Below are 12351 nucleotides of genomic sequence, written 5' to 3'. Positions count from 1 at the left end.
TCTGGGGAACCTAAGCGGTGTCGTCCTGCACGGTCGTGGAGATGGAGAGCAGGTGGTTCAGCAGCGCCTTCTCGGGCTGGCCGGGATTGTTGGCTACATGCCGGCGGAGCTGTTCACGGACGAGGGCCTCTTCGGGTTTGGTTTCCGAGAGGATGGCGTCGATGATGGCGGACACCTGCCTGCGCAGAGGCTCCAGATCGTCTGATGTCTCGGGGCTCCGGGCAGCGTGCCGCGTGCGGGTCTCGGTGGACAACAACAAATGTGGCATCGTGCTTCTCCTGCGGAGTTTGTAGTACCCCCACGTACTGACCTATAGAGTCCTAGTCCCCGAGTTTCGATTTTAGCCCAGGTGGACCAGTCTGTCTCGGGTCGGCGGCGAGGCAATTCGGTGACTATACGTAGGCTGCCCCGCCGGTGCTGCTGAGATTACCGGGATCCGTGATCATATTTCGGATGTGGCGTACGAATTATTTTCGCGTCGCGGGGCACGCCGGGGTGCGCCCAGGAAAGTGTCGAGCTGCTGCTCGAGGGCGGATAGGTCTTTGAGCTCGCATTCCCAGACGGTGAGCACCTGCCAGCCCGAGCCCTCGAGCTGGCGGTGCTGTTCGGCGTCGCGGTTCCGGGTGCGGGTCCGCTTGGTCTCCCAGAACTCGGTGTTGGATTTCGGCGCATGCTGCCCGACCCGGCAGCCGTGGAAATGCCAGAAGCAGCCATTGACGAAGATGACCTTCTGGCGGCCGGCAAAGACCAGATCGGGGTTTCCGGGGAGCCTGCCGCCTCGGGCCGTGCCGTGCAACCGGTAGCGGTAGCCCTTGGCGTGGAGCATACGGCGGACCAGCAACTCGGGCTTGGTGTTCTTGCCCCGGATGCGTGACATGTTCCAGCTGCGCCGCTCCGGGGTCAGACTGTCCGCCATGGTTTAAGTCTAGGCCGCGCTAGCTGGAGCGGCGTCGGCGGGTTCGGCGGAAGGGAGCCGGAAGAGTTCGGCGGGGGCCGGGCAACAGGGCAGCGGAGGCCGTTTGGCCTAGATTTCCCGCTCGGGGTGTTCGCCAAACTGGAAGTGGCGGCCGCTGACCGACGTAGGCTCAATTTCGACGTAGAAGTCCTTCAGCGTCGGCACCCACGGTTTGAGCCCCAGCGTCTCCGCGGCCGCAATCTCCGATGACTGCTCGAGGGCGCGGGCCGTGCCGCGGACCACCACCGACCACGCCTCGTCGGAGAGGATGCCGTCGGTTTCGAATAGCACCTTGGAATTGATGGTCAGTTCGGCGAGTTTGTTGCCGGGCGCCGTGCGCAGGTAGAGCTTACGGTCGCTGACCGCATAATTCACCGGAAAAATGTCCGGTTCCCCAGCCACGGTGACGACGAGTCTGCCGTGTTTGGTCCCTTCGATGAGTTTCCAGATTTGATCCTCGGTCAGGTTCAGGATCGGGCTGCCGTCTGCGTGTTCGAACATCATGGGCTCATTGTTCTGTCCGGCGTAGAAAAATGCCAGAGGCGATGGAAACTTGAATTTCGCTGCTTCCAAGGTCACCGGCGCTAAATTGTCGGACCCCCTCCCTAACGTTCTTCTTGTTCGGATTGCATCCCATCAAGCGTCCGCCCGTCAGGGGCATTCGGGGCACTGGAGGGGGATGCCCCTTAGCGCCATTGGGGGCGCTTGGGCGCGAACACTTCGCACCGCCAGGCACTGCCTGGTCAAGAAACATGGGGAATCATGAGTACTTTCAATTCACAGGGCACCGCACCCGCAGATACGCCCGCGCCTGCAGCCGTTCCGTCCGCGCCGACTCCTGTCTCGAAGGGTAACGGCTGGGGCGTCGCCGCGCTGGTGCTCGGCATCGTCGCCGTCGTCTTTTCCTTCATTCCGGTCATGGGCGTGGTGGCCTTCGTCCTGGGCCCGCTGGCGGTTCTGTTCGGCATCATCGGGGTCACCCGTAAGCTCGCGAAGAAGGGCGCTGCGGTCGCTGGCGTCGTGCTGGGCATCCTGAGCATCGTAATTGCAGCCATCTGGATGGCTGTGCTGTCCGCCGCTGTCTCCTCGGCCGACCAAGCGCTCAACTCGGAGCACAAGGTTGAATACGTGGTGACGACGAACGGGAAAGCGTCCGTCAGTTACTGGACCAGCGGTGGATCGTCCAACGAGGACATCACTACTGACTGGAAGAAGGAGCAGACCGTGAAGAACTCGGACTTCGTCTCCCTGGTTGTCACCGGCGACTACTCGAATGCTGCGGCAGTTGTCGGCTGCAAGATCCTCTTCGACGGCAAGTCCATCTCGAAGAACTCCGGAACCGGCCAGGGCGCCATGGCCTCCTGCAGCGGTTCGGGACTTGGGGCCAACAAGAAGTAGCTGAGCCTTAACCGGGCTGTGGTTCCGGGGCAGCGGCAGGGCGTCGCAGGGGTGAAAACCCTTGCGGCGCCCTTGTTTCTGTGAGGGCGGTGACTGTTCACGCAGCGCGCGCCGTCCCGGAAGAATCGGCTGTGGATAACTCTTACGGCCCGAAGGCGATCTCAGTTACCCTTAGGCATTGTTTGGATTCAGGACGTCTTGATTTCTATCGGGGGATTAGCTGAACATGACATCTCGCATTCCAATCTCCAGCCGCAGGCACATAGCCTCAGCCGCTCTGCTCATCGCCGCTGTTCTGTCGGCAACGGCCTGCACCGGCGGCCACGCTTCGCCCGGCGCCACGGTAGGTAGCGGCCCACCTTCCTCTGCGGCTTCCGCAGCCCCGACGCCGACCCCGACGCCGAGCCCGACCGCCAGCTACAAGCCGGCCGATGCCTCGGGCAGGGCCCAAAACGTCCCGGTCCCCGTACTCCCGGAGGCGGCGAAAGCGGAGACGAAGGAAGGGCTGGAGGCCTTCGCGAGGTACTGGTTTAAGCAACTTAACTTCGCGTATGAGACAGGTAAAACATCTGGTCTAACATCTGTAACTTCCGACGCCTGCGAGTTCTGCTCAAATATCTCGAAGTCTTTGGAGAAGAACTATGAGGACGACGGGTGGATCGCGGGAGGACGGATCGAAGCGCCCTCCATAAACGCAAACTTTGATGCCGGAACAGACGGAAATTATCAAGTTGTCGTGCAGGTTCAGCAGTCCATGATCACCTATTTCAAACCCGGGGGCTCTCAGTTCCGTCCTCCGACTCCACCTTCCGATACCGGCAATGTAATGCTGACTGCTTTCCGAGATGGTGCGTGGCAAGTCACGGGACTTCACCCAATCCGATGATCTCCTCCCGCGTCCGGTCGGACATTCTGTTGGTATTGGCCCTAGTTGTGGTCCTTGCGTTCCCTCTCTCGAGTTCCGCTAGCGGCGACGACGGGATCGACGCTGGTTTCGGGAATCAAGGCGTGAATGTCGGTGGGTGGAGGATGGACCCGGTTTCGGGCAAATTCGTTCCGTTGGAACCCGGAATTCCTGCCAATGACCCGAACCAATATAAGTACGAGCTCCAGTGCCACCTTGGCGGCGGTGACTTCGACACCGAGTGTTTGGCGTTACTCGTGGACTGCAAGAACGGCCCCGACGGTACTGAGGGGATTCCCGTCGTCTGGCTCAAGGCTCCCGCGGGGGTGCCGAATCCGGTCTGGACGTATCATTCCGGCCCAACGTGCCTGTTTGATGCGCGGCCTGAAGAATTGTTGCCTCGAATCGCAGCCCTGATCCAAACAGAGTTTCAGAAACTGCCAATCGTCGCCGGCAAAGCAACCGCGCAACCCAGCCCGCATACTCTGCGTGGTGCGGAAACAAACTTCTTCGCGGAAGCGGATCCGCAGCAGTTCGACATCAAGATCCTCGCTCAGGATGTCCATGTCGACGCCAAACCCGTCCAGTACTCCTGGAATTATGGTGACGGCACTTCGCTGGGACCAACAACAGCAACAGGCGGTCCGTTGCCGCAGGAGCGGTGGGGCGAGAAGACGGCCACCAGCCACGTCTACACGCAAACCGGCGACTTTTCCGTGGTGTTGACCACCCATTTCCAGGGAACGTACTCCGTGAACGGCGGACCGCCGCTGCCTATCCCGGGCCAAGGGCAGTTCAGCTCCGCGCCCCAAACCGTCAGCGTGTGGCGGTCCATCACCCGCAATTACGCGGACGACTGCCTCAAGAATCCGCAAGGCCAGGGGTGCCCGGGAGCGCCGCAGCCCTCGCGCTGATCCGATCGTGACACGAGTCTCAGCCGGAATAGTTGCAGACGCCGTGGAGTTTGCGCCAGTGGACACAATCCACTGTGAAAGGAACTGCGCATGCTTTTTTCCCCCCTGACCATCGGACAAATGGAAGCCCCGAACCGACTCGTGATGGCGCCGCTGACCCGCCTCCGTTCCGGCAGGGAAGGCGTCCCGGGACCGCTGGTGGTGGAGCATTACCGGCAGCGCGCCTCGCTCGGCCTGATTGTCAGCGAAGGCACCTATCCCAGCCCGGCCGGACGCGGTTTCCCGGGCCAGCCGGGCCTCGTTACTGAGGAACAGCTCAAGGGCTGGGCTGACGTCACCGCCGCAGTCCACGCCGAGGGCGGCCGGATCTTTGCCCAGGTCATGCACGCCGGCCGAGTTACGCACGAGGACACCACCGGTGGCCACGGGGTTGTCGCCCCCAGCGCCATCGCCATCGACGGCGTGACCCGCACCTACGAGGGCAAGCAGGCGTTTCCCACCCCGCGCGCCCTGACAACCGAAGAGCTCCCCGGCATCCGTGAGGAGTTCGTCCGGGCCTCGCGCAACGCGATCGAGGCCGGCTTCGACGGCGTCGAACTTCACTCCGCGAACGGTTACCTGCTGCACGAATTCCTGACGCCAGCTGCGAACCAGCGCGACGACAACTACGGCGGCTCACCTGAAAACCGGGCCCGTTTCGTCATCGAGACTGTCCAGGCCGTTGTCGACGCCATCGGCGCGGACCGTGTGGGCATCCGCATCTCGCCCGAGCACAACGTCCAGGGCGCCCTGGAGCTGGACGCCGTCGACGTCCGCGAAACGTACGGCTATCTGGTGGACGCCCTGGCGCCGCTGAAGCTTGCGTACCTTAGCGTCCTTCACAAGGAACCCACCAGCGAGCTGGTCCAGGAGCTGCGCACGCGGTTTGCCGGCACCTTCCTCCTAAACACCGGCTTCGGCGTCATCACCACCGCCGAAGAGGCCAAGTCCCTGGTCTCGGACGGCCACACGGACGGCGTGGTCGTCGGACGTCCCGCCATCGCCAACCCGGACCTGGTGCGACGCTGGCGCGAAGGCCTCCCCGTCAACGAACCGGACGCGGCCACCTTCTACACCGACGGCGCCGAGGGGTACACCGACTACCCGGCCTACCAGAACTAGCAACGCCGCCCCGGGCGAGTCCTGGGCGGGACATGCCCATTGCATGCCGCGAACAGTGGACAGAATCCTATTCTGTCCACTGTTCGCTTTTAAGAATGGACATGTCCCGCCGCGCGGCCCGAAAGCAAAGGGCATGTCCCGTGGCGTACCTAGAAGATGGGCATGTCCAGTGGTGGCGGCCCAAAATGGGCATGTCCCTAGGGTGAGGCCGGCACTGACCGCTGGCAGAGGCCGATGAAGCCGCCGAGCTGCTCCAGGCCTTCCGGATGGAGCGGCAGGTAGTTCGTCAGTTCCGGGGCCCGCACGATGACGGCGCGCCACTGCCCGCGCGAGACCGCCACGTTGATGCGGTTACGGGAGAGCAGGAACTCCATGCCCCGCGGCGCCTCGGCCACGGCGGAACACGCCATCGAGACGATCACCACCGCCGCTTCCTGGCCTTGGAACTTGTCCACCGTGCCCACCCGCACCCCGAACAGGGCGGCCCGGTCCAGGGCCTCGCGAATGAGGTTCACCTGGGCGTTGTAGGCAGCCACCACCAGGATGTCGGCGGGCTCGAGCGGCCGCGAGCCGTCCGGCGTGTGCCACGTTAGCCCCAGGTGACGCCGCACCTGCCGGACCACCTCGGCGGCTTCCTCCGGGGACGACGTCGTGTTTCCGCTGTGCGGCACCATCACCGTCTCGATCCCGGCGGGAACTCCGTCCAGGCGCCGCAGGTCCGCGGACGGCGCGGAGCGCAACCGGCCCTCGTAGGAAAGCTCGGACACGGCCAGGCAGAGCTCGGAGTGCATCCGCCACGAGTCGGCCAGGAAGTAGCCCAGCTCCGGCGGGAGGGTGGCGTGCCCTGCGGAGATCCAGCCCAGGGCCGATTCGTCCACCGGCTCCGGGTGCCTGCCCTGGCTCACCTGCGGCAGCTGCTGCGGGTCGCCGAGCAGGAGCAGGCGGCTGCTCGCCTTGGCCACCGCGAGCGTGTTGGCCAGGGAGAACTGGCCGGCCTCGTCGATCACCAGCAGATCCAGCGAGCCGGCCGGGACGCCGGCGCCGGTCATGGTCCAGGCGGTGCCGCCGATCAGGGCGCCGCCGCGTGAGCCCAGCAGCGCCGCGACATCACCGGCGGAACGCGCCGCCCACGGCAAGGGATTGCCGTGCTTGACGTCCTTGGCGACCCGTTCCGGATCAACGCCGGCCTTGGTGACGGCGGTGGTCAGCAGGTTCTCCACCACGGCGTGGGATTGGCCGACGACGCCGACCTTCCAGCCGCGGGCCACAAGCCGGGCAATGACGTGGGAGCCCACATGGGTCTTGCCGGTTCCGGGGGGACCCTGCACGGCGAGGTAGGAGTGATCGAGGCCCAGCACCGCCGCCGTGATGGCGTCGATGAAGCGGTCCGCTCCCTCGCCGGGCTGCGGCAGGGATACGCCGGCGGCCAGCCGGGGCGGCAGCCGGCGGACCAAGTCAAGGGCGGGATGGCGGGGGAGGGACCCGGAGCCCAGTCCGGCGGCCACCGTAGCAGCCAAGGACTCCAGCGCCTGCTCCAAACTTTTGGTGGCGAGCGGCTGGTCCTCGGTCAATGCGATGGGCAGCTCATTGTGGGGCGGGATGTTCCGGTGCAGGCGGTCCCGGATGATGACGGTGTCCTTGCCCTCGTCGTCGCCCAGTTCCAGGACCTCCGTGCCGAACCATCCGTTCCGGCCAACCCCCTTCTTGCCGGTGCCTTCCAGCCCGGCGGGAAGCGGATGCTCGTACATGCGGAACCAGGTGCTGCCTTCCCGCAGGTCCGAGCCCGGCGTCACCGTGCCGGTCAGCTTGACCCGACGCTCCGGGAGCTTCCTGCCTTCCTGCCGCCAGTCGTCAAGGATCTCAGCGGATTCGACCAGGAAAACGTTCCGGTCCCGCTGATGTGTGTCCGGACCATACTCGCACCGGTCGAAGTGCGACCACCAGAACGACTTGCGCTCCCGGCGGTGGTAGCTCACGGCCGCCGCCAGCATGGCGACGGCTTTGCGGTCCGCCTCGGGGACGCCACTTCCGGGCTCAGCAAACGCCAGCAGGGCTTGCTCCGCCGGGCCCGCCGCGGGCGGAGCGCCCAAGGCGCCGCCGTCGTCGTCCACGTCCGCCGCGCCGGCGCTCGCCGAACCCAGGGGCCCTGACCCTCCGCCGCCGGGCGTGATCCCGCGTTCCTCCGCCCGTCGCAGCAGCCAGTTCCGCAGCTCCAGAGTGGAGAGGCAGTCGTATTCGTTGTAATCGGAGATGGCGGCAAGGATCCCGGCTGCCTCCTCGGCCCGGCCGTCGTCACGCGCGTCGCAGTACTTGGCGTACGCCACCACGGAGGCCCCGGCATCCTTCACGTCGCCGGACCGGAGCTTGGTCCCCATGTAGAGCGGCTCGAGCTTCTTGATGCTGTACGAGTTCTCCGAGATGCGGATGCTGTTGCGGACCGTCTGGTACAGGTCCACCAGCAGGCCCCCGCGGAGCCACTCGTCCACGACGTCCTCCCCAGCGACGTGCTGCACCGAGAGCTTGCGGAGCGCCGTCTTCTCATAGGCGGCGTAGTGGTAGACATGCATGTCCGGATAGTCCCGCCGGCGTTTCTCCACGTACTCCAGGAAGTCCAGGAAGGCCTGCTTCTCCGCCGCCCGGCTGTGCGCCCAGAACGGCCGGAACACCCCCGGAACGCCCGGCCCGGTGGGTGCCTCGGTCACGCCGAAGAGGTACTCGAGCCCCCACACCCCGGTGGCGCTCTCCTGCCATAGCGGGTCGCCCTCGAAATCGAAGAAGATATCGCCGGGGCTCGGCGGAGGCAGCTCGGCCAGGGTGTTCTGCGGCAGGACCGCGTAGCGCAGGGTGTGCTCCCCGCCGTCCTTGATGTATCGCACCTGCCCGTCCGCCGGGCCGACGCCGCTCTGGATCCGGGCCTGTTCCTGCAACCGCTCCAGCACAGGAGTGGGCTTGGTGAGCGTGGCGTGCGCGAGTTCCGTGACCGTGTGGATGCCGAGCCCGTGCAGGTTCTTGCGCTGCACCGAGTTCATCCGCGCCACGAGGAGCAGATCATCGGTGGCTTTGACCTGCTCCTGGCAGTAGTCGCAGCGGCCGCAGGCGGTGATACTTTCCGCGCCCCACCGGACGGTGCCGGGCTGAGCTATGTGCGCGGCGGTCAGGGCCAGGAAGCGTTCGCGCCGTTCCCGGAAGACCGGCAGGATCTCGGCGAGTTTGTGGTGGCTCCGGACGTAGTCAAAGCCGCCGTCGGCCAGCTGCACGGTGGCGCCCAGCACCAGGGTCACGGCTGGATCCACCGGGATGCCGGCCTTCAGGAGCTGGTCGCCGTACGCGGCGAGCTGGAGCAGGGCGGTCACCTTGGCGTGGCGGGCGAGCTTGGTGTCGAACACGGCGTACGCGCCGTCGGGCTGGCGCACCAGGAAGTCGGAACGGCCGTGGAACTGCCCGTCGAAGAACGCTGCCTGGAAGACGACGTCGGCGCCCGCACGCAGCGCCTGGATCGATTCGTGGTGCTTGGCCGTCAGGGTGGCGCGGTCCATGGCCGTGGCGGGGACGACGTCGTACACGCCGCGGCTGCGGGCCGGATCCCAGGTCCCGAACTCTTCGACGAACCCGGCCAGGACCTTGCGCTCGTGCACCTCGCCCAGGTCCGCCGCATGCTCGAGCATCTCGTCGGGACCGAAATCGGCTTTGGGAGCGCGGCCGAGCTTCTCATCGAGCTTCCGCAGCAGCTGGTACTCGCAGTCCACCGCCACCACCAGGTCGCTCGCGGAGTAGACCAACTCCGGTGCCGCGCCCGCTACTTCCGGTTCAAGGAAAAACACTGTGCCCCGCCTTGCTTCGTTGATCCGCCGCTGATCGATGTCCCTGCTGCCAAGCTATCAAAGCCCTCTGACACCGAGACTCTGGCCGCCGGCGCGGGAGGGGCGTAAGGTCGACAAGACCATGACCGAACAGCAACCGTTTGAGCTGGTCCAGCGCTACCCGCATTTCGAGCTGCGCCGCTATCCCGCGCATGTTGTCGCGGAAATACGCGTCACCGCCAGCTTTGACCGCGCCGGCAACGCCGCCTTCCGCCACCTCTTCAACTACATCAGCGGCAAGAACACCGCCTCGCAGAAGCTGGCGATGACGGCCCCGGTCATCCAGGGAACCGGATCGCCGGGGACACCGCAGAAGCTGGCGATGACCGCTCCGGTGCTCCAAAGCGGCCCGCTGCCGGGCAAAGACGCGCCGGCCGATTTTGTGGTCGCCTTTGTCCTGCCCGCGGGCCTGACCGCCGAGACGGCGCCGGTCCCGACCAACCCCGACGTCAAGATCCGGGCGGTGCCCGGCTCCCTCGCCGCGGCCGTCCGCTTTTCTGGGAGCGGCTCGGAGACTGCCTTCGAGCGGCGTAACGAGGGGCTGCAGGCCGCGTTGGCCCTGGCCGGGCTGACCGCCGTGGGCCCGCCGCGCTTCGCCCGCTTCGACCCGCCGTTCAAGCCGTGGTTCCTGCGCCACAACGAGGTGGTCCAAGACGTGCAGGAACCCGGGACCGCCTCGGGGACGCCGGGCGCCTGACCCGGGTAAGGCAAAATGGGCTGGGTGAGCCAACTCCCGCAGCACCCCGCCAAGACCACCCCGGTTGAAACCCAGATCGCCGCCGAACTCGGGGTGCAGCCCTGGCAGGTGAAGGCCGCCGTGGAGCTGCTCGACGCCGGGTCCACCGTGCCGTTCATCGCCCGCTACCGCAAGGAAGCCACCGGCACCCTGGACGACACCCAGCTCCGCGGGCTCGAGGAGCGGCTGCGCTACCTGCGCGAGCTCGAGGACCGCCGTCGGACCGTCCTCGAGGCGATCGCCGCGCAAGGGGCGCTTACGCCCGATCTGCAGGCCGCCGTCGTCGCCGCCGAAACGAAGTCGCGGCTGGAGGACATCTATCTCCCGTTCAAGTCCAAGCGGCGGACCAAGGCCCAGATCGCCCGGGAGGCCGGCCTGGAGCCGCTTGCGGACACGCTGCTCAAGCGCCCGGAGCTGGACCCGGAACGCGAAGCAGCCAACTACCTGAACCCTGAACATTCCATCGAGGACCCCGCCGCGGCGCTCGCCGGGGCCCGGTCCATCCTGGTCGAGCGCGCCGGCCAGGACGCCGACCTTGCCGCCACGCTGCGGGAGCGGCTCTGGACCCAAGGCCGGATGGTCTCGCGCGTCAAGAAGGGCAAGGAAGCCGAGGGGCAGAAGTTCAAGGACTACTTCGAGTTCTCCCAGTCGCCATCCGGGATGCCCTCGCACCGGGTCCTCGCGCTGCTGCGCGGCGAAAAGGACGGCGTGCTGGAGCTGGATCTGTCCGAAGCGGATCTGGACGACGACGCCGCCCTGGCCGCCGCGCGCGGCCGGTACGAGGCCGCCGTGGCCAGGTTCCTCGGGGTCTCCGACCGCGGCCGTCCCGCCGACGCGTGGCTGCTGCAGACCGCCCAGCAGGCCTGGCGCTCCCGGGTGCTCAGCCGGCTCAGCGGCGACCTGCGCAGCCGGATGTTTGCCGCGGCCGAGGACGAGGCCGTGCGGGTGTTCGCCGCCAACCTCCGGGACGTGCTGCTCGCGGCGCCGGCCGGCAACCGGGCCACCCTTGGCCTGGACCCGGGACTGCGGACGGGCGTGAAGGTGGCGGTGGTGGACGGCACGGGCAAGGTGGTCGCGACCGACACGGTGTACCCGCACTCCCCGGCCCGGAAGTGGGACGAAGCGCTGCGGACCCTCGTGGACCTCGCCCGCAAGCACGGCGTCGAACTTGTCGCGATCGGCAACGGCACCGCCTCGCGGGAGACGGACAAGCTTGCGGCCGAGCTGATCAAGGAGCTCGGCGCCGCAGCCGGCCGCGCGCCGCAGAAGCTTGTGGTCTCCGAGGCCGGCGCCTCGGTGTATTCCGCGTCGGCGCTCGCCGCGGCCGAGCTGCCCGGCATGGACGTCTCGCTACGCGGTGCGGTGTCGATCGCGCGGCGGCTGCAGGACCCGCTCGCGGAGCTGGTGAAGATCGAGCCGAAGTCGATCGGCGTCGGGCAATACCAGCACGACGTCACGGCGGCGAAGCTGGACCGGAGCCTCGACGCCGTCGTCGAGGACTGCGTCAACGCCGTCGGCGTGGACGTCAACACCGCCTCGCCCGCGCTGCTGAGCCGGGTGGCGGGGGTCGGACCGCTGCTGAGTGAGAACATCGTGGCCTACCGGAACGAGCACGGTCCGTTCAGCAAGCGCAGCGAACTCAAGAAGGTGCCGCGGCTGGGCGCCAAGGCCTTCGAGCAGTGCGCCGGCTTCCTGCGCATCACCGGGGGAGCGGAGCCGCTGGACGCCTCCAGCGTGCACCCGGAGGCCTACCCGGTGGCCCGGAAAATCAAAGCCGCAGCCGGGACGGGCCGGGACCTGTCCGCGCTGAATCCGCAGGACTTCGTGGACGGAGCGTTCGGCCTGCCCACCGTGCGGGACATCATCGCCGAGCTGGAAAAACCAGGCCGGGACCCGCGTCCGGCGTTCGCGGCAGCGACGTTCCTGGAGGGCGTCGAGAAGATCTCCGACCTCAAGCCCGGCATGGTGCTGGAGGGGACCGTCACCAACGTGGCGGCGTTCGGTGCGTTCGTCGACGTCGGAGTGCACCAGGACGGGCTGGTGCACGTTTCCGCGCTGGCCAACCGGTTCGTCGCCGACCCCCGCGAGGTGGTCAAGTCCGGCCAGGTGGTCCGGGTCAAGGTGCTCGAGGCCGATCCGGAGCGCAAGCGCATCTCACTGACGCTGCGGCTCGACGACGAACCGGCGACGTCCGCGGGGCGTCCGGCGTCCGCCGGGCGTCCGGCGGGGTCCGCCGGGCGTTCGGCCGGGGCCGCCGCTCGGCGGGACCAGCCCAAGCAAGCCCCGCGGCCGGCACCCGGTCGACCGGGGACATCGCAGCTGGCTCCGGCGCCGGCCAACACCGCGATGGCCGAGGCGCTCCGGAAAGCGGGTCTCGGAAAGTAAGCCCACCGTTCGTCGCGGATTCCCTACCGCTCGGCGCA

General features: G+C 67.0%; 10 protein-coding genes. 6 read left to right on the top strand and 4 right to left on the bottom strand.

All coding sequences use genetic code 11. The features are described from left to right. Window positions 1-10 precede the first annotated feature (10 nt). From E7Y32_RS01950 to E7Y32_RS01940, 3 genes are all read right to left on the bottom strand, one after another. The gene (locus E7Y32_RS01950; RefSeq protein WP_261382513.1) at window positions 11-268 is read right to left on the bottom strand and encodes a hypothetical protein; all 258 of its coding nucleotides are present in this window, start codon (window positions 266-268) and stop codon (window positions 11-13) included. Between the two features lie 174 nt (window positions 269-442). Continuing rightward, window positions 443-916 (bottom strand): very short patch repair endonuclease, encoded by a 474-nt coding sequence (locus tag E7Y32_RS01945; RefSeq protein WP_146335600.1) that lies wholly within the window; start codon window positions 914-916, stop codon window positions 443-445. 108 nt (window positions 917-1024) lie between these two features. Further along, on the bottom strand, window positions 1025-1459 hold the full coding sequence (locus E7Y32_RS01940) for a pyridoxamine 5'-phosphate oxidase family protein (RefSeq protein ID WP_146335599.1): 435 nt from the start codon (window positions 1457-1459) through the stop codon (window positions 1025-1027). 258 nt (window positions 1460-1717) lie between these two features. Here E7Y32_RS01940 and E7Y32_RS01935 point away from each other — a divergent pair, with 258 nt between their 5' ends. The 4 genes from E7Y32_RS01935 to E7Y32_RS01925 all read left to right on the top strand — a co-directional run bounded on the left by E7Y32_RS01935 (window position 1718) and on the right by E7Y32_RS01925 (window position 5332). Further along, entirely contained in the window at window positions 1718-2353 is a 636-nt protein-coding gene (locus E7Y32_RS01935) for a type IV secretion system protein (protein WP_146335598.1), read from the top strand. 226 nt (window positions 2354-2579) lie between these two features. After that, window positions 2580-3239, top strand: a complete 660-nt coding sequence (locus E7Y32_RS16535; RefSeq protein ID WP_222433452.1) for a DUF6318 family protein — start codon at window positions 2580-2582, stop codon at window positions 3237-3239. Between the two features lie 143 nt (window positions 3240-3382). Beyond that, window positions 3383-4171, top strand: a complete 789-nt coding sequence (locus E7Y32_RS16380; protein ID WP_261382512.1) for a PKD domain-containing protein — start codon at window positions 3383-3385, stop codon at window positions 4169-4171. Window positions 4172-4261: 90 nt separating this feature from the next. After that, complete coding sequence (locus tag E7Y32_RS01925) at window positions 4262-5332, top strand: alkene reductase (RefSeq protein WP_146335597.1); 1071 nt, start codon at window positions 4262-4264, stop codon at window positions 5330-5332. Window positions 5333-5529: 197 nt separating this feature from the next. Here E7Y32_RS01925 and E7Y32_RS01920 read toward each other — a convergent pair whose 3' ends face one another. Continuing rightward, window positions 5530-9153 carry a bifunctional RecB family nuclease/DEAD/DEAH box helicase gene (locus tag E7Y32_RS01920; protein WP_146335596.1) on the bottom strand — a complete coding sequence of 1208 codons (3624 nt, stop codon included), beginning with the start codon at window positions 9151-9153 and terminating at the stop codon, window positions 5530-5532. Window positions 9154-9274: 121 nt separating this feature from the next. On the opposite strand from E7Y32_RS01920, the gene E7Y32_RS01915 reads away from it, so the two are divergent. Both E7Y32_RS01915 and E7Y32_RS01910 read left to right on the top strand, forming a co-directional pair. After that, a complete protein-coding gene (locus E7Y32_RS01915) occupies window positions 9275-9889 on the top strand; it encodes a heme-binding protein (RefSeq protein WP_146335595.1) in 615 nt (204 codons plus the stop codon). Window positions 9890-9904: 15 nt separating this feature from the next. Continuing rightward, complete coding sequence (locus E7Y32_RS01910; RefSeq protein WP_146335594.1) at window positions 9905-12313, top strand: Tex family protein; 2409 nt, start codon at window positions 9905-9907, stop codon at window positions 12311-12313. The last annotated feature ends 38 nt before the right edge of the window (window positions 12314-12351 follow it).

The organism is Arthrobacter sp. UKPF54-2, assembly GCF_007858535.1.
GTDB lineage: Bacteria > Actinomycetota > Actinomycetes > Actinomycetales > Micrococcaceae > Arthrobacter.
This window is presented reverse-complemented; position numbering and strand designations above follow the sequence as displayed.

Excerpts from the sequence above, each read along its gene's own strand:
- E7Y32_RS01935 (WP_146335598.1), top strand. The coding sequence starts at position 1,718 with ATGAGTACTTTCAATTCACAGGGCACCGCACCCGCAGATACGCCCGCG.
- E7Y32_RS01940 (WP_146335599.1), bottom strand. The coding sequence starts at position 1,459 with ATGATGTTCGAACACGCAGACGGCAGCCCGATCCTGAACCTGACCGAG.
- E7Y32_RS01910 (WP_146335594.1), top strand. The coding sequence starts at position 9,905 with ATGGGCTGGGTGAGCCAACTCCCGCAGCACCCCGCCAAGACCACCCCG.
- E7Y32_RS16380 (WP_261382512.1), top strand. The coding sequence starts at position 3,383 with ATGGACCCGGTTTCGGGCAAATTCGTTCCGTTGGAACCCGGAATTCCT.
- E7Y32_RS01950 (WP_261382513.1), bottom strand. The coding sequence starts at position 268 with ATGCCACATTTGTTGTTGTCCACCGAGACCCGCACGCGGCACGCTGCC.
- E7Y32_RS01945 (WP_146335600.1), bottom strand. The coding sequence starts at position 916 with ATGGCGGACAGTCTGACCCCGGAGCGGCGCAGCTGGAACATGTCACGC.
- E7Y32_RS01915 (WP_146335595.1), top strand. The coding sequence starts at position 9,275 with ATGACCGAACAGCAACCGTTTGAGCTGGTCCAGCGCTACCCGCATTTC.
- E7Y32_RS01925 (WP_146335597.1), top strand. The coding sequence starts at position 4,262 with ATGCTTTTTTCCCCCCTGACCATCGGACAAATGGAAGCCCCGAACCGA.
- E7Y32_RS16535 (WP_222433452.1), top strand. The coding sequence starts at position 2,580 with ATGACATCTCGCATTCCAATCTCCAGCCGCAGGCACATAGCCTCAGCC.